At 72.8% G+C, this 17,222-nt stretch carries 12 protein-coding genes; 6 read left to right on the top strand and 6 right to left on the bottom strand.

What is annotated here, in order from left to right; all coding sequences use genetic code 11:
* Positions 1-180 precede the first annotated feature (180 nt).
* The 3 genes from PV682_RS13120 to PV682_RS13110 form a co-directional block, all read right to left on the bottom strand.
* Positions 181-2,580 carry a ricin-type beta-trefoil lectin domain protein gene (locus PV682_RS13120; RefSeq protein ID WP_319728910.1) on the bottom strand — a complete coding sequence of 800 codons (2,400 nt, stop codon included), beginning with the start codon at positions 2,578-2,580 and terminating at the stop codon, positions 181-183.
* 170 nt (positions 2,581-2,750) lie between these two features.
* Positions 2,751-4,175: an arabinofuranosidase catalytic domain-containing protein gene (locus PV682_RS13115; RefSeq protein ID WP_319728940.1), complete on the bottom strand. Its 1,425-nt coding sequence runs from the start codon at positions 4,173-4,175 to the stop codon at positions 2,751-2,753.
* Between the two features lie 1,437 nt (positions 4,176-5,612).
* The gene (locus tag PV682_RS13110) at positions 5,613-6,290 is read right to left on the bottom strand and encodes a uracil-DNA glycosylase (protein ID WP_319728908.1); all 678 of its coding nucleotides are present in this window, start codon (positions 6,288-6,290) and stop codon (positions 5,613-5,615) included.
* A 184-nt stretch (positions 6,291-6,474) separates the two neighbouring features.
* Here PV682_RS13110 and PV682_RS13105 point away from each other — a divergent pair, with 184 nt between their 5' ends.
* A complete protein-coding gene (locus PV682_RS13105) occupies positions 6,475-7,392 on the top strand; it encodes a sirohydrochlorin chelatase (protein WP_107104084.1) in 918 nt (305 codons plus the stop codon).
* Positions 7,393-7,567: 175 nt separating this feature from the next.
* On the opposite strand, the gene PV682_RS13100 is transcribed toward PV682_RS13105, so the two are convergent.
* On the bottom strand, positions 7,568-8,830 hold the full coding sequence (locus tag PV682_RS13100) for an FUSC family protein (protein WP_319728905.1): 1,263 nt from the start codon (positions 8,828-8,830) through the stop codon (positions 7,568-7,570).
* Between the two features lie 249 nt (positions 8,831-9,079).
* Between PV682_RS13100 and prcB the strand changes: the two genes are divergently transcribed.
* The 3 genes from prcB (at position 9,080) to PV682_RS13085 (ending at position 13,524) form a co-directional block, all read left to right on the top strand.
* Positions 9,080-9,919 (top strand): proteasome subunit beta, encoded by an 840-nt coding sequence (gene prcB / locus PV682_RS13095; RefSeq protein WP_112475924.1) that lies wholly within the window; start codon positions 9,080-9,082, stop codon positions 9,917-9,919.
* Positions 9,920-10,139: 220 nt separating this feature from the next.
* Positions 10,140-10,616, top strand: coding sequence for an Lrp/AsnC family transcriptional regulator (locus PV682_RS13090; RefSeq protein ID WP_055723291.1), 477 nt, complete (start codon positions 10,140-10,142; stop codon positions 10,614-10,616).
* 136 nt (positions 10,617-10,752) lie between these two features.
* Complete coding sequence (locus tag PV682_RS13085; RefSeq protein WP_319728901.1) at positions 10,753-13,524, top strand: beta-L-arabinofuranosidase domain-containing protein; 2,772 nt, start codon at positions 10,753-10,755, stop codon at positions 13,522-13,524.
* Between the two features lie 6 nt (positions 13,525-13,530).
* Here the strand turns inward: PV682_RS13085 and PV682_RS13080 are convergent, their stop codons facing one another.
* The gene (locus PV682_RS13080) at positions 13,531-14,259 is read right to left on the bottom strand and encodes a LysR family substrate-binding domain-containing protein (protein ID WP_319728900.1); all 729 of its coding nucleotides are present in this window, start codon (positions 14,257-14,259) and stop codon (positions 13,531-13,533) included.
* A 57-nt stretch (positions 14,260-14,316) separates the two neighbouring features.
* Here PV682_RS13080 and PV682_RS13075 point away from each other — a divergent pair, with 57 nt between their 5' ends.
* Positions 14,317-14,727 carry a DUF5997 family protein gene (locus tag PV682_RS13075; protein WP_319728898.1) on the top strand — a complete coding sequence of 137 codons (411 nt, stop codon included), beginning with the start codon at positions 14,317-14,319 and terminating at the stop codon, positions 14,725-14,727.
* A gap of 117 nt (positions 14,728-14,844) precedes the next feature.
* Positions 14,845-16,179, top strand: a complete 1,335-nt coding sequence (locus PV682_RS13070) for a right-handed parallel beta-helix repeat-containing protein (protein WP_319728896.1) — start codon at positions 14,845-14,847, stop codon at positions 16,177-16,179.
* Between the two features lie 94 nt (positions 16,180-16,273).
* Here the strand turns inward: PV682_RS13070 and PV682_RS13065 are convergent, their stop codons facing one another.
* A complete protein-coding gene (locus tag PV682_RS13065) occupies positions 16,274-17,065 on the bottom strand; it encodes a hypothetical protein (protein ID WP_319728893.1) in 792 nt (263 codons plus the stop codon).
* Positions 17,066-17,222 lie beyond the last annotated feature (157 nt).

The following is a 17,222-nucleotide window of genomic DNA, read 5'->3' as shown; positions in this document are numbered from 1 at the left end:
CGACGGCACGTTCTTCGAACCTCAAGCCGTCCCCCAAGCCGCCTGAAACATCACCAATCAACCGACCCGCCCCTTGACGAAAGAGATAGGGGCACCCCCTTCAGCCGCCTTCAGCCCCCTTCAAGAAGCCGGGGCCGGGGGCCAGGCTCGGTCACGTCACCGGGCCCGGCCCCCGAAGGGTCAGTTCCGTATGTTCCAGCGCTGGTTGTCGCCTCCCGTGCAGTTCCACACCTGGATCTTCGTCCCGTTGCCGGTAGCCTGCCCGGCCGCGTCCAGGCACAGGCCGGACGGGGCGCCGGTGATGGTGCCGTCGGCGTGGAACGTCCACTTCTGGCTGCCGCCGCCCGTGCACGCCGCGATGACGGCCGGGGAGCCTGCGGTGCCGCCCGGCGCGTCCAGGCAGAAGGTGTCGTAGACCCGCAGTTCACCGGTCGAGGTGCTCGCCCACCGCTGGTTGGCGCCGCCGTTGCAGTCCCACAGCACGACCTGGGTACCGGGGGTCTGCGACTGGTTGGGCACGTCGACGCACCGGCCGGAGGCGACCGCGGTGATCGGTCCGGTCGTGCCGCCTCCCCCGCTGCCGGGGGTGAGGGACAGGTTGTCGAACTGGGCCGTCTCGCCCTGGCTGGTCGCGTAGCCGACCTGGCCGCCCGCCCAGGTGCGGTCGTTCGCGGAACCGACCGTCGTGCCGTCGACGGCGGCGGTGACGGTGGTGCCGGAGAAGGTGAGGGCCAGGGTGTGCCACCGGCCGGTGCCGAACGCTCCGGTCGTGCCGCGCGCGAGGGTGGTGACGCTGCCGTTGGTGTTCGAGTTCAGGATCTGCCAGGCCCCGGTGTCGGCGACCCGCAGGTGGTAGGCGTTCAGCCCGCCGGTGCTGCTGTAGTCCTGGCTGTTGGCGCGGCCGATCAGCTCGACGTAGCCCGGCTGTTCGAGCAGGACGTCGGACGACATCGTGTAGTTGCCCCAGCCGACGTCGCCGAGCAGGGCGTGCGGGTCGGAGAGCGCGTCCCACGTGATGGGTTTCTGGGGGCTCATCTGGCGCACGCACCTGCCGGTCCGGCCGCCGCCGCAGGCCGTCACCTCGAAGGCGCCCTGCCAGTCCATGAGGTACTTCGCCTCGGTGCCGACGGCGTAGCCGTCGAAGGAGTCGCTGTACGGCAGGCTCATGGCGCCCGGGGCGGGTCCGGTGGCGGTGCCTCTGCCCTGGCCGGTCGTGGTGGTGAGGGTGTAGACGCGGTGGGGCTGCACGGTCAGGCTGAAGGAGCCGTTGGCGGGGGTGATGTCGGCGGTGTGCTGGAACTGGTCGGCCGGGTTCGCGGAGTTGACGTCGGTCGACCAGACGTGGACGGTTCCCCTCGACAGGCCGCCGGTCACGGTGAGGTCCAGGGTCTGGGCGCCGCCGGCGTCCGTGGTCTCGACGACGGTGGAGTAGTCGCCGCCGCCGGGGGACTTCAGCGAGACGTAGCTGCCGTTGTTCCGGTTGCCGCCGAGGTAGCCGCTGGAGGAGTCGAGGTACTTCCAGCCCGGGGCGGTGAACTGGGTGGTGTGCGCCATGACCCAGGCGTTCCTGCCGACGCTGTAGTGGCCGGACCACGGCTGCGCGGCCAGGGCGAGGCCCATGGTGGGGTACGGCAGGTTGGGGGTGAGCGCCGCGATCACCGGCCAGTTGAGGTAGGAGGTCATCCGGCCGTCGATGTATCCGCGGTTGATGCCGCGGGCCATGGCCGCCGCTCCCGCGTTGTAGTCGTCCGAGCCGTTCTCGCTGGCCCACAGCGGTTTGCCGGTCGAGGTGGCCGCCGACGGCACCGAGCAGTTGGTCTGCGCGGACCGGTAGCCGCAGGGGTAGTGCGTGCCGATGACGTCCACCGCCGCCCGGAACGCCGCGTTGGCGTTGATGTCGCCCGCCACGGCCCAGTCCGAGTCGGCGGCGACGATCTTGACGCTGCCGTAGCCGCCGGCGTTGAGCGCGTTGCGCAGTTGCACGTACCAGGAGACGTTGTAGCCGCGCTCGTTCCAGCCGCCGAGGTAGTCGATGGTGAGCCCGTGCTGCCGGGCGCAGCCCAGCCACGAGACCAGGTAGCCGATCATGTCGGTGGACCAGAAGTTGCCGCCGCCGATCCAGCCGGGCGCGCCCCAGGCGAGGCCGGCGAGTTTGATGGCGGGGTTGCGGGCCTTGGCCTGCTCCATGAGCCACCACTCGTAGCCCCGGTCGCAGTTCAGGTCGGAGCGGGTGTGCTGGTGGCTCGGTTCGGCGCCGGAGGTGGAGTTGGTGTCGCCGCCGATCTCGGCCTTGAGGATCTGGAGGGAGGCGCCGTAGCCGGGCTTGAAGAGGTGGTCGAGGAGCTGGCCGCGCTGGGGTTCGGGGTAGTCGATCAGGAGTCTGCTGTTGCCGCCGCCTCCGCTGATCGCGCCGACGCCGTCGAAGGTCCGGCCGGCGGACGTGCCGTCGATGGTGAGGGAGGTCGCGGCGTGGGCCGGGGCGGCGACCGTGCCGACGAGGCCGCCGGCGGCCAGCACGAGGCCCGTGAGCACGGCCGTCGGGACACGCAGGCGCCGCAGCAGCCGTCTGAATACGGACACGGTGGGTTCCTTTCGCAGGTCGGTGGGGTCCACGCCCGGGGCAGCCCGGAGCGCCGTCGCGGGTGTCGCGTCCGGCTGCGGGCCGGGGTGGCGGGTGTGTCGGGGTTTCGCGCGGGGACGGCCCGATGCCCGCGACCCCGCGAGATCCGTACGCCCCGGGTGCGGGGTCGTCAGCGGTAGCCGGCGGCGGTGATGTTCGCCTGCACCGCGTTGTCGGTCGCCTCGGAGGGGTAGCCGGCGACGATCGCGCCCTCGTAGAAGGTGCCGGCGCTCAGGTTGGCGCCGCCGCCCGGCTTGCAGCAGTCGCCGCCGCTGCCCAGGACGATGGCGCCCTGCTTCTTCATCGGGCTGTAGCCGGCGGGAAGGGCGCCGTCCCAGAGGGTGGTCAGGGCACCGGACTGGGCGTTGCCGCCCTTGAGGGCGAACCGCGAGGTCCCGTTGTTCTTGAGCATCGCGGTGACGAACCTGTTCGGGAACGCCCGCTGGCCCGGGTTCCAGGACTGGCTGCCGCCGGAGTACAGGCCCCATTCGAGGTCGGCCTGCACCCAGGGGCCGCTGCCGGCGCAGCCGCCGAACCAGCACTGGGTGCCGAAGTTGATCGCGTCCATCGCCCCGGCCGCGTCGGCCTTGCGGGTCGTCTCGCTGTTGCCGTAGTCGAAGCAGCAGCCCGCGTTGACATGGGTGCCGCTGGTGACCATGTACGCCCCTTCGGGCGCGGCGCCGGTCGGTACGCCCGTGAGGTGGCCGTCGCGCCAGTAGCTGTTACCGGGGTTGATGTACAGCGCGTACGCCTTGGTGCCGCCCGCGGTGAGCGACTCGGAGGTCGCCTTCGCGGGGCTGCTCTGGCTGGAGCCGGGGACCTGCGCCGAGCCCTGGTACCACAGGTCGTTGCCGCGTCCCGACTGGTCGCGGACGACGGTGATCACGCAGGTGGTGCCCGCGCAGAACGCGTCCTGCGCGGCGGCGTCGACGAAGCCGCCGGGTGCCCGCAGGCCGATGTCCCTGGTGGTGTTGTCGGAGGCCCGCCTGACCTGGTAGAGGGAGCCGCTGTACGCGCCGTACAGGGCGCGCACCGTGCTGTGCGCGGCCACACACGCGGTGCCGCCCGACGCGTAGATGTCGCAGGGTCCGGAGCCGCCCGCGGGCGGAGGCGTCGACATGGTCCACTTCTGGTTGCTCTGGCCGTTGCAGGTCCACAGGATGACCGGGGTGCCGTTCGCCGTGGCCGCCCCGCTGACGTCGAGGCAGAATCCGGAGGCGGTGGCGGTGACGGAACCGTCGGGGTTCTGCCGCCACACCTGGGTCGCCCGTCCGTCGCACGGGCGGACGACCGCGGCGGCTCCGGGAGTGGTCCGGGTGTCGCCGGCGTCCGCGCACCGGGTGCCGTTCAGCGTCCTCAGCTCGCCGGCCGCGCCGAACTGGAAGGCTTGGCCGGCCTGGCCGCCGCAGTCCCGGATCTCCAGCGCCGTGCCCGGGGTGTCGGCCCCGCCCTTGACGTCGAGGCATCGTCCGGACGCCGAACTCACCAGCGCCGGGCCGGACTCGGGGGCCGGCCAGGTGGGGGTGGCGGCCAGGAGCATGGCCAGCACGGCCAGCACCCCTGTCACGGCCGGCGCGGGTAAGCGGGAGAGGCGAGCCGTGATGCTGCGGGGCGGAGCGGATGGAGACTGCATCCTGTGTCCTCGGCTGGGCGGGGGTGGGGGGTGGGGAGTGCCTTGCCGGTGCGAACGGGATGTCGTCGTCCGCTCCTGTCCACTGTCCGCGTGTGCCATGGAGCACCCAGACATCCCATGTTGCCAGTGATTCCACAGGCCCATATCCCTGTCAAGAGCCCTGTCTCAGCGAATTCTGGATCCGATACATCCAATGTTTCTGCTGGTCAGCCCGGCCTGAGGGCATGCCGAGACCCGCGTCCGGCGACGGCCGCCGTACCGGGCGCGGGTGTACGCCGGAACGGCGTCAGCGGGGGCCGACGTCCCGGTTGTCCCCGGGGGCGTTCTCGCGGGACCGCTGGTCGAACCGCCGTCGCGCTCCCGACGGCGGGTGGTGCCTCGGTCGTACGGCTCTCATCTGGTCTCCCTGCCGTCTCGGCGCGAACCGGTCGGGTCGTGGGGACGGCGCCGGCGATTGCCGGGCGCTGGGACGTGCCGCTGTGCGGTGGGACGCGGAGAGGTCGCGGAGGGGGATCGTGCCCCCGGCGTCACGGGGCTGTCCGTGGTGGGGAAGCTCCGGCTGCGCACCTTGGCGCCGAATCGATTCGACCGCCGATCGCGGTGTTCCGCAAGACGTCTGCGCCGTCGAAAGGTTGCGGCGCGGCGGGAGGCGGAACGCAACGCCGGTGCCCACCGGGCCCTCCCGGCGGGAACGGCCGGTGGATCGGAGGTCTCCGCGAGGGTGGCCGGTACGCCGGTGAGCGGCGAGGCGAGCGGGCGGCCGGTCCAGGAGGGCGGGCGGGGGAGGCACTCGCCGTCGCGTGCCGGTCTCGCTCCCCGCGTCGGTGAGCCGTTCGCCGCGCGGCGGTCCGCGGGCGTACGCGTCATCACTCACGGCCCGGATGTCGAAGCGCTTACGTCGAACCGATTCGCCTGATTCCACCGGCATATGAGCCACCGGGACGGGTGGGCGAGGGCCGAGTTCCCGTCCCGGGCGGCACCGGACGTCCGGCCCGTGGCCGCGCGGGGCATCGGTCGCTTCGAGAGCGGGCGCGGGCAGGATCACCGCGCCGGGAGGCCGCGTCGGTGGACGGCACCTGCGCAGACCCGCCCGAACCCGAACACCACCCGCCCGCCCGTAACCGCCCGAACCGGAACGCCGCCGGGCCGACGCGGGCCGCCCGGACACGAACGCCGCCCGGCCGAGCCCGAACGCCCAAGCCCGAACGCCGCCCGGCCGAACGAGAACGCCCGAATCCGAACGCCGCCCGGCCGATGCGGGCCGCCGGATCACGGTCGGCCACTCGCGTCCGCCCCCGCGCGATCACGCCCCCAGGCGCCGTCCCTACCGCGCCCCCGCCCCACGAGACCCGCCACGGCCTACGGCAGGCGCCAGTCCACCGGCTCGGCGCCCTGCTGTACGAGCAGTTCGTTGGCGCGGCTGAAGGGGCGGGAGCCGAAGAAGCCGCGGTCGGCGGACATCGGGGAGGGGTGCGCCGACTCGATCGCCGGCAACTGGCCCAGCAGGGGACGGAGGTTGCGGGCGTCGCGGCCCCAGAGGATGGACACGAGCGGCTTGCCGCGCCCCGCCAGCGCTCGTATCGCCTGCTCGGTGACCGCCTCCCAGCCCTTGTCGCGGTGTGCGCCAGGCTTGCGGGGAGCGGTGGTGAGCGCCCTGTTGAGCAGGAGCACACCCTGCCGTGTCCACGGCGTCAGGTCGCCGTTCGAGGGCCTGGGCAGTCCCAGGTCGGTGTGCATCTCCCGGAAGATGTTCTCCAGGCTCCCCGGCAACTGCCGCACCTCGGGCGAGACCGCGAAGCTCAGCCCGATCGCCATCCCTGGCGTGGGGTAGGGGTCCTGTCCGACGATCAGGACCCGGACGTCGTCGAAGGGCTGCTGGAAGGCCCGCAGGACGTTCGCCCCGGACGGCAGGTAGGTCCGGCCCGCCGCTATCTCCCCCCGGAGGAAGTCGCCCATCGCCGCGATGCGTCCGGCCGCGGGTTCGAGAGCCTTCGCCCAGCCCTCTTCAACAAGTTCATGCAAAGGTCGTGGTGCCACAACGCGTCACCCTACGGGTTCGTATCGTCGGCGGTCGAGTACGGCCCGACCGGGGCAAGTCACCCAAAAATCATGCTGATCACGTCTGATCCGCACGTAACTCATCAGACAAAACAGGACGGATACCGCTCACCCTCACCCTCCCCGAACGGAGGAACCCGGGAAACCAGTAACATGCGGCGCCATGAGTTCCCCCACTGGGCCCGCGTCCGGCCTGCCAGTACGAATGCCGCGCCCCCGTCAGCCCGGGCGCCACCGCCGACCCGAGCCCCTGGCCGCCCCCGAGGGCGCGCCCGCGCTCGTCCTCGCGGTGCCGGGCACGCCCGGAGAGGGCACCCGGGGCCTCGCCGAGGAGATCGTGAGCATCGCCCGCTCCGAACTCCCCGGCCTCGACGCGCGCATCGGATATCTGGACGGGGACGACACCGAGTACCCGACCCTCCAGGCGGTCCTCGCGCACGCCTCCGACGAGCGCACGGCGCGCTACGAGCAGGCGCTCGCCGCCGGGCTCGACGTCAAGCAGCCCGACGGTCCCGTCGCCGTCGTCGTACCGCTGCTGGCCGGGCCGGACAGCGCGCTGCTGCGGCAGGTCCGGCAGGCGGTGATGGAGAGCAAGGTCGCGGCGGATCTGACCGACGTCCTCGGTCCGCATCCGCTGCTCGCCGAGGCGCTGCACGTCCGCCTCTCCGAGGCCGGGCTCGCGCGGGCGGACCGGGCGAGGCTGTTCACCGTCGCCACCGCGGCGGACGGGATCATCCTCGCGTCCGTCGGGGGCGACGAGGCGGTGCAGGCCGCCGGGATCACGGGCATGCTGCTCGCCGCGCGGCTCGCCGTGCCGGTGATGGCCGCCGCGCTGGACCAGGAAGGGTCCGTGGCTTCCGTCGCCGAGCAGCTGCGGGCGTCCGGGTCCCAGCAGCTCGCGCTCGCGCCGTATCTGATCGGGCCCGAGATCGACTCCGTCGTGGTCGAGGAGGCCGCGAAGGAGGTCGAGTGCGCGGCTGCGGAGGCGCTGGGGCCGTACCCGGCGATCGGCAAGCTGGCGCTGGCCAAGTACACGACCGCGCTGGGGATCGCGCCTCAGCAGGCACCTGCGGTGCGCTGAGCAGGCAAGGACGCTGTACGTCCGGAGGGTCCGCTTCCCTGTGGGGGTGGGCCCTTCGCCTATTGGGGTGCCAGTGAGGGGAGTTCGGCGGGTGCGGGATGTTCGTGGCTTGTCGCGCCCACGCGGCGGTAGCCGCAGATTCAATACAGCCCCGCGCCCCTAAAAGACTTCGACCTCAGCGGGTCAGTAGTCCTGCCAACGCCTGCTCCGCCTCTTGCAAGTGCGCCGAGGGCGTGCCGTTCGCCGACGTGCGGACTTCCCGCGCGCACGTGTCCAGCAGTGTCAGCGCATGGTGTGCCCTCGCCTTGCGTTCCCTCATCGGGTTCAAAGGGTGCGTCAGAGGTGACACCGCCTGGCGGACCCTCGGCAGCAGCGCTTCCAGTTCCGTCACTCTCCCCCCGTGCACCGCCTGAAGCGTCCGGCGGATCCATGCGTCCGTCACCATGTTCGTCGTGTTGGGGAGGACGAACATCACCGCCAGGGCCGCGGCCAGGGCGCCCAGGCCCGTTTCCGCCAGGCGCAGGGCCAGGAGTGACGGGGTCAGGACGCCCAGGACGCCGTACAGGAGTTCCACCAGCAGCGTCACCCACAGCATCATCCACGTGTACGACACCGCCGCCGTGTAGAAGATGCCGAAGACCGCCGCCGCCAGGCCGATCGCCGTGGGGACCGGGGCGCCGTTCAGGGGGACGGCGATCAGGAGGCCGACGGCGATGCCGACGACCGTGCCGAGGACCCGGCGGAAGCCGCGTACCAGGGTCTCGCCGCGCGACGTCGTGTTGACGAAGATCCACCAGGTGGCGCCGACGGCCCAGTACCAGCGGTCGGGGGAGAGCGCCTGGCCGGCGAGGAGGGCGGCCGTGGCGGCGGTGGTCGCCTGGACGGCCTGGCGGGAGGTGACGCGGGCCATGCCTGGGACGGTCACGGCGGGGGGCGCGGGGAGGCCGCGTTCGTAGCACCACAGGCCGAAGCGGACGGTGGCGGCGACCAGCAGGGAGAGCAGGACGGCGGCGTACAGCTCGGGCAGGTGCGCCGGGGTCGTCCCGAGGACCAGGGTCACGAAGAACGCCATGAACGCGAAGACGCCGAGGGCGTGGCCGCGCGGGCCCCAGCGGCGCGCGTACACGCCGGCGCCGATGACCGCGAGGAAGGCGAGGCCGCGAGCGAGGGGACGGTCGTGCACGGCTGCCGCGAGCGTGAAGACGGGAAGCCCTACGGCGGGCAGCAGCGCGGTCGTGACGGCCTGGCCCCGTACGGTCGCGTCCGTCACGGTGAACAGGGCGAGGAGGGCCGCGAGGCCGCCCGTGACGGCGGCGACGAGGGAGTGCCCGGCGGCGGCGCAGGCCGCGACGGCGAGGCCGACCCCGAGGACGGCCCGGGAGGCGGCGCGCAGCCTCGTCCGCCCCGGATCGGGAGCCGTGAACACCTTCCTCAGCATCTGCCACCCACCCCTTGCGACTCTTCCGGCACGAGAAAGGCGCCGCGGGTCTCCGCAGCGCCATCGACGCGATTATCAGACCATCCACGGCCCTTCTGGCTCAAGTGACGTCGTATCGAGTGGTCCATTGGCTCAGCCGATCCGGCTGGGGCTGGGCCGGTTCCAGGCCAACGGACCACCCGCGCGCCCCGCGCATACGCGTACGCCGGGTCGGGTAGGCCGATCCCGACCCGACAGAAAGGGAGCCCCATGAGCCACCAGAGCGACGGCGCGCTGCCGTCCGCGTTCACGGCCACCGGATCGTCGTCCTTCCTCGACTTCCTCGGCGCGCAGGCCCCCGAGCTGCTGCCCTCGCGCCGCGCGCTCCCGCAGGTTCCCGGTTTCGAGGCGCCGCACGGGACGACGATCGTCGCGGCGACATACGCGGACGGCGTGCTCCTCGCGGGCGACCGGCGGGCGACGATGGGGAACGTCATCGCGAACCGCGAGGTCGACAAGGTGTTCGCGGCCGACGAGTACTCGGCGGTGGCCATCGCGGGCACGCTCGGCTTCGCGATCGAGCTGGTCCGGCTCTTCCAGCTGGAGCTGGAGCACTACGAGAAGATCGAGGGCACCGCCCTGTCCCTGGACGGCAAGGCGAACCGCCTCACGACGATGGTGCGCGGCAACCTCGGCATGGCCATGCAGGGCCTCGCGGTCGTGCCGGTCTTCGCCGGGTACGACGTCGACCGGGGCGAGGGGCGCATCTTCACGTACGACGTGACCGGCGGCCGGTCCGAGGAGTCCTCGGGGTTCGCGGCGACCGGCTCGGGCTCGGTGTACGCGCGCGGCTCGCTGAAGAAGCTGTACCGGCCGGGGATGAGCGAGGCGGACGCGGTCACGGCGGTCGTGCAGGCGCTGTACGACGCGGCCGACGACGACTCGGCGACCGGCGGCCCCGACCTCTCGCGCCGCCTCTTCCCCCGGGTGTCCCTGGTCACGGCGGACGGCTTCCGCATGCTGGACCCGGAGGAGGTCGCGGAGGTGTCGCGAACGGTGGTCGAGGGCCGCAGGGACGCGCCGGACGGGCCCCGGGCACCGGTGCTGTGAGGAGGGGTGGCGGGGGTGGCGCTGGGCGTCCGAGGACATGCGGCACCGGGCGTGCCCTGAGCGCGCCGCGCGTGTTCGCGAAGGGGCCGGGCCCGGGCGTGCCCTGAGCGCGCATCCGGTGCCGCGCGCCCGCTGCGCCCCGGGCGCTCACCGCAGGCCCCCTCGCTGGGCCATTGGTACAGTCGCCGGTGATCATCAGCGCACCGGGAAGGCCGACGGCATGGCGGTGGACGAGCTCGACACGCGCATCCTGCGGCTGCTGCTGGAGCAGCCCCGCACCAGCGTGCGCGAGTACGCGCGGATCCTCGGGGTCGCCCGGGGCACGCTCCAGGCGCGGCTCGACCGGCTGGAGCGCGACGGGGTGATCACCGGCACGGGCCCCACCCTCTCCCCCGGCGCGCTCGGCCATCCGGTCCTCGCGTTCGTGCACATCGAGGTCACCCAGGGCCACCTCGACGACGTCGGCGAGGCGCTGGCCGCCGTACCGGAGATCGTCGAGGCGTTCTCGATCACGGGCGGCGGGGATCTGCTGACGCGGGTCGTCGCGCGGGACAACCTCCATCTGGAGGACGTGATCCAGAAGCTGATCAGCGTGCCCGGGGTGGTGCGTACGCGGACGGAGGTCGCGTTGCGCGAGCGGGTGGCGTACCGGCTGCTGCCGCTGGTGGAGTCGGTGGGGCGGGCGACGGCGAAGTAGCCGCGCCGAAACTTCCATACCCGTCCCTCCCGTTGACGTGCCACTGCCCCCTGCCTATCTTCTGGACGATCTCTCGAACGGCACCCGAAATCTCGAACACCCCCTCGCCCCTCACGCCCGCAGAATCGAGGAGCACATGACCCCGCCCCTCTCCCGACGCACCCTCCTCAGGAGCGCGATGATCGCCGCCGCCGTATCCGGAGTCACCGGCACGGGTACGGGCGGCGCGTCTGCCGCTCCCGCCGCCTGGTCCCTGCTCCCCTTCCCGCTGGACAAGGTCTCCCTGGGCCCCGGACTCTTCGCGGACAAGCGGCGGTTGATGCTGGACCACGCGCGCGGGTACGACGTGAACCGGCTGCTCCAGGTGTTCCGCGCGAACGCCGGCCTCTCCACGCTGGGCGCGGTCGCCCCGGGTGGCTGGGAGGGCCTCGACGGCGAGGCGAACGGAAATCTGCGCGGCCACTACACGGGCCACTTCCTGACGATGCTGTCGCAGGCGTACGCGAGCACCGGGGACGCGGTGTACGCGGAGAAGATCCGCACGATCGTCGGCGCCCTGACGGAGTCCCGCGAGGCGCTGCGCCGCGCGCCCCAAGTCCTCAGCGTGCCGGGCAGGTTCGGGACGGCCGCGGAGAACGTGCGGGGTTCCCACCAGTACGTCGAGCTGCCCGCCCAAGTCCTGGGCGGCGCCTCGTCGGTGACGCTCGCGGTGTGGATCAAGCCTACGCACGCCGGGAGTTGGGCCCGCGTCTTCGACTTCGGCAACGACACGACGCGCTACCTCTATCTCGCGGCCCGCAACGCCGGGGGCGTACCCCGGTTCGCGATCACCACGAGCGGGGCGGGCGGTGAACAGGGCATCAACGGCACGGCCGCGCTGCCGCTGGACCGGTGGAGCCACCTCGCGGTGACGATCGGCGGCGGGGTCGGCACGCTGTACGTCAACGGGCAGGCGGTGGGCCGGAGTTCGGCGATGACGCTGACGCCGGCCGTGCTCGGGACGCTCGCCAACAACTGGCTGGGGCGGTCGAACTACTCCGGCGATCCCGTGTTCGCCGGGGCGTTCGGCGGATTCGACGTGTGGTCGCGGGCCCTGACCGCCGCCGAGATCACGGGACTTCAGAGCGGCAGGGGTTCAGGGAACCTCGCCTCGTACCGTTTTGACGAGACGTCAGGCGGTACGTTCGCCGACTCCTCGGGGCGCGGCCTCACCGCGACCCTGCGGCGGACCTGGGGCGCCCCCAGCCATGCCGGGTTCCTCGCGGCGTACCCCGAGACGCAGTTCATCGCGCTGGAGTCGATGACCGCGAGCGACTACACGAAGGTGTGGGCGCCCTACTACACCGCGCACAAGATCCTGCGCGGGCTGCTCGACGCGTACGCGGCGACGGAGGACGCGCGGGCGCTCGACCTCGCGTCCGGAATGGCCGACTGGATGCACTCCCGGCTGTCGAAGCTGCCCGGGGCGACGCTCCAGCGGATGTGGGGGCTGTTCTCCAGCGGCGAGTTCGGCGGCGTCGTCGAGGCGCTGTGCGACCTGCACGACCTGACCGGGAAGGGTGAACACCTCGCGCTGGCGCGGCTGTTCGACCTCGACCGGCTCATCGACGCGTGCGCCGCGAACACCGACGTCCTCGACGGGCTGCACGCCAACCAGCACATCCCGATCTTCACCGGGTACCTGCGGCTGTACGACGCGACCGGCGAGGAGCGGTACCTGGCCGCCGCGCGGAACTTCTGGGACATGGTCGTCCCGCATCGCATGTACGCGATCGGGGGGACCAGCGACTCGGAGTTCTGGCGGGCGCGGGATGTCGTCGCCGGAGCCGTCAGCGGTGCGTCGGCGGAGAGCTGCTGTGCGTACAACATGCTGAAGCTGAGCCGGGCGCTGTTCCTGCACGCGCAGGACTCGAAGTACATGGACTACTACGAGCGGGCCCTGTTCAATCAGGTCCTCGGGTCCAAGCGGGACGCCGCCGACGCGGAGAAGCCGCTCGTCACGTACTTCCTCGGGCTGAACCCCGGGCACGTGCGGGACTACACGCCCAAGCAGGGCACCACGTGCTGTGAGGGCACGGGGCTGGAGAGCGCCACGAAATACCAGGACACGGTGTATTTCGTCGCCGCCGACGGGAGCGCGCTGTACGTCAATCTCTTCTCGCCGTCCACGCTGGAGTGGGCGTCGAAGGGGGTCCGTGTCGTGCAGGACACCGCGTTCCCCTTCGAGCAGGGGACGACCCTCACGGTGCGCGGCGGCGGGCGGTTCGAGCTGCGGCTGCGGGTGCCGGTGTGGGCCGTCGCCGGGTTCCGGGTCTCCGTCAACGGGCAGGCGGTGAGTGGGAGTCCGGTGCCGGGGAGCTACTTCGGGGTGTCCCGGGAGTGGCGGGACGGGGACGTGGTGCGGGTGGAGGCGCCGTTCCGGATGCGGGTGGAGCGGACGCCGGACGACCCGTCCGTGCAGGCGGTGTTCTACGGGCCGGTGAACCTCGCCGCGCGCAGTACGTCCACGTCCTATCTGCCGGTCGCGCTGTACCGGAACGCCTCTTTGTCGGGGGACCTGGCGCCCTCGTTCACGGCGGTCGAGGGAAGGCCGCTGCACTTCTCCTTGGCAGGCGTGGAGTTCGCGCCGTTCTTCGAGGGGACCGAGGAGCCCTCGCATGTGTACGTGCGCAGGGCCGAGGCGCGGGTCGTGTTCGGGGGCGTGGACTCCGGGGTCGCCAACCCCGTGCAGGGGAGCGGGAGTTCGCTCCTGGACGAGGTGTGGGCGGGGGCGCCGTTCCGCGACAAAGGGGCGCTGGTGGAGCGGGTGCGCGAGGTCGTCGCGTCGTGGGTCGCCGGCGGGCTGCTGAGGGCCTCGGACGGAGAGGTGATCGTCGCTACGGCACAGCGCGCGACGTACGTGCCCTAGCAGGGGTCACTTGCGGCGGCGGGGCTTGGGGGTCGCGGTCTTCCGCGCGGGCTTCCTCCCGGTGCTCGCCGCCTTCTTCACCGGTGCCTTCTTCTTCGCCGGGGCCTTCTTCGGCTCCTCCTTGGCCCGCCCTCTCGTGCTGTTGACCGTCCGCCCCCGTACCACCCCGATGAAGTCGTCCACCAGGTCGGTCGTCGCCTCCTCCGGCCAGGAGAGGGCCACCGCCGACCGGGGGGCGTCCGTGATCGTGCGGTAGGTGAGGTCGCGGCGGTGGTGCAGGCGGGCCAGGGACTGGGGGGTGATGAGGACGCCGATGCCCGCGGCCACGAGGTCGATCGCGTCGGCCGTCGTCTCGGGGCGCTCGAAGGCCGGTTCGCCGGGGGGCGTGTCCCAGTCGAAGACGTCGTCCTTCGGGTGGAGGACGGTCTCGTCGGCGAGGTCGGCGAGGGTGAGCTCCTCGGCGGCCGTGAAGACGTGGTCCTTGGGGACGACGGCGACCGTCGTCTCCGTGTAGAGGGGGATCGCGCTGAACGTCGTCCGGTCGACGGGGAGCCGTACGAGGCCGGCGTCGGCCGTGCCCGCGCGCAAGACGTCGGATGCCTCGGTGGAGGTGACCTGGAGGAGGGTGAGGGGGACCTCGGGGTAGCGCTCGGCCCAGACGCGCGCCCACTTGGCGGGCGTCGCGCCGGGTACGTAGGCGAGCCGGAACATGGGGGAATCCGCCGAGTCAGTCACGCCGCAAGGTTACCGGCTGTGGTCGGACCTCTGCCCGGCGGCGGATACCCTGGGCCCATGAAGTCGCACCAGACCGCCCAGACGATGAAGCCCGCCACCGCGGCGAAGAAGCTGGGCGTGTACCTCCCCGCCACCCCCGCCGAGTTCCAGGAGGGTGTCGTCTCCCGCGCCGAGCTGACCGAGCTCCAGGAGAACCCGCCGCAGTGGCTTCAGGACCTGCGACTGAACGGCCCGCACCCCCGCCCCGTGGTCGCCGCCCGCCTCGGCGTCTCCATCGCCGGCCTGGCCCGCGGCGGCGTCACGGACCCCCTGACCACCGCCGAGATCGAGGCCCTGCGCGAGGAACTCCCCGACTGGCTGGAGAAGGAGCGCGCCACCCAGGCGGAGGTCCGCAAGGAGGCGGCCCGCATCAAGAAGCGCGACGCGGAGCGCGCGGCGAAGGCGGACCGGGAGCAGTCGCAGGACTGACCTTCAGGGGACCTGCCCGGGTGGAAGCTGCCACCCCGCGCCTCCGGTCCAAGCCGGAGGCGTGTCGCGGGGCGTCGGTGCTGTCGGGCCGGGGCTCGGGGCGATAGATGTGCGTCCGTGCGAAATCTTCTTTTTCTTCCCGGTGTCCGGGCGCTCGCCCGCTGGTGTCTGACGGCTGTCGTCGCGGTGGGAGCCGTGGGGTGCGCCGGAGGCGGTGACGAAGGGGCCCAGGGGGCCGGCAGCGGCGGTACGGCGGCTGTCGTGCGGGTGCCGCAGGACGCGCCCTCGCTGCGGCGGGCCGTCGGAATGGTGCGGGACGGCGGGCTGGTGCTCGTGTCGCCGGGGGTATACCGGGAGTCCGTGACCGTCGCCAGGCCGCGTGTCGTCCTGCGGGGCACCGACCGCAACCGGGTGGTGATCGACGGGGAGTTCAAGCGGCCCAACGGGGTCACCGTGACCGGCGCGGGTGCCGTCGTCGAGAACCTCACCGTCCGCAACCACCTCGCCAACGGCGTCCTGTTCACCGGCGTGACCGACGAGCGGCTCCAGGCGGGCCGGGCCGGCGGTTCGGCGTACGACCCGCTGGACACCGCCAGGTTCCCGCCGCTGCGAGGGTTCCGGGCGTCGTACGTGACCGCGTACAACAACGCCCTGTACGGGATCTACGCGTTCGACGCGCGCGCGGGGGTCATCGAGCGGTCGTACGCTTCGGGCCAGGCGGACTCGGGGATCTACGTCGGCCAGTGCCGGCCGTGCGACACGGTCGTGCGGGACAACGTGGTCGAGCACAACGCGGTCGGCCTGGAGGTCACGAACGCCTCGGAGCGGCTGTACCTGCTGGGCAACCGGGCCTCGCGCAACCGGGTCGGGCTGACGCTGAACTCCAACGACCTGGAGGCGCTGGGCCCGCAGCACGGCGCGGTCGTCGCGGGGAACGCGTTCACGGACAACAACGACCCGCGCAGCCCGGAGCAGGCGGACGGCGGTTTCGGCATCGGCATCGGCTCGGGCGGCGGCCGGGAGAACGTCGTGGAGCGCAACCTCGTCACCGGGAACCGGGCGGCCGGGGTGGTGCTGGCGGACGTCCAGGGGTACCCGGCGCGCGACAACACGGTGCGCGACAACCGGGTGTCGGGCAACGGCGCGGACCTGGTGCTGGCGACGGGGAACGCGGGCGGCAACTGCTTCGTGCGCAACGGGGAGGCGCGGCGCAGCCCGGAGCGGCTGCCGGGCCAAGGCGGGTGCGGGGCTCCGGCGCCGGCCGCGTCCGGGCCTGCGGGCCGCGTCCTGGGGACGGTTCCGGTCGTCGCGGCGCCTGCGGGCGTCTCGTTCCAGGACGCGCCCGTGCCGCCCGCCCAGCCGAACCTGCCGGACGCGCCGGACGCGCCCGCGCGGGCGGCGGTGGGGCTGCCGGGGCGGGTGGACGTGCGGGCGTACCGGGTGCCGTCGTAGGTGATCGCGGATGGTCGGAACGCGGCTCCCTCAGGAGGCTTCGAAACGGTCATTTTCGATCACATCGGCGTCCTTGCAGGGGGCTGCGTTCCGGTCATTTTCCGCCCCATGGCCCCCGGGGGACGCTCCCCCGCACCCGCTCCCCCGTCAGGTCGAGCGTCACCGTCCGTGCGTCCCCCAGGCGCGCGGACACGCGCCGTACGGCGCCCTCGGCGTCGACCCAGTACGTGACGGGTGAGCGCCCGGTCGGGGGGCGGCCGGTGGCGGCGGGGCGCGGGCGGGGGCCGGCGAGGACGTCGTAGGCGCGGCCGTCGATGGTGTCCTCGCGCAGGTGCAGGGGGCCGGACTGGGCGAGGAGCTGGGCGTTGTCGGGGCGGTCGGCGGCGAGGGAGAGGGCGAGCTGGAGGGCGATGTCGAGGGGGGCGCGGCCGTAGGGGCGGCGGTCCCAGGAGGCGGTGTTCAGGCGGGCGGCCTCGCGCAGGGCGGCCTCGCGGGAGGGTGCGTCGCCCGAAGCGGCCTCGCGCCGAGCACCCCCGGTGGGCGGTTGCGCGGCGGGCTCGCCGTAGGTGCCGCGTCTCGCGACCGCCAGCCCGTCGGCGCTCCAGGCCAGCAGCCGGGGGGCGCCGCCGGCGTCGTACCAGCCGACCGCGCGGTGCGCGCGGTGGTCGACGACGGCGCGCACCTCGGTGGTCCCGCCGGGCGCCGCGACCCGCAGGTCCATCGCGGCCGTGCCGGTCCGGTACGTCGTGAAGCGCGCCAGGGCCAGCCGTTGGGCCTCGTCGGCAGTGAGGGGCCGCGCGGGCTCGCCGGGGCCCGCGCAGGCCGTCAGGAGGGCGCTGAGGGCGAGCGCGGCGAGGGGGAGCCGGGAGAGTCGTTCAGTCCGCATGGCAGGTCTCTATACGGCCCTGGCGGCGCCGTGGCCGTCAGCCGCGCGGTCCGGTCACCCGCCCGGGCCCCGCCGATGTGCCGGACATCACAGGGCGGGTGGTCATGCGTCGGGCGCGCGGTGTCTCGCGCGGCGGATCCGCACCTCATACGGGTGA

It is taken from the genome of Streptomyces niveiscabiei, from assembly GCF_033794345.1.
GTDB lineage: Bacteria > Actinomycetota > Actinomycetes > Streptomycetales > Streptomycetaceae > Streptomyces > Streptomyces niveiscabiei.
The sequence above is the reverse complement of the archived record's forward strand: the minus strand, read 5'-3'. Positions and strand labels throughout refer to the sequence as shown.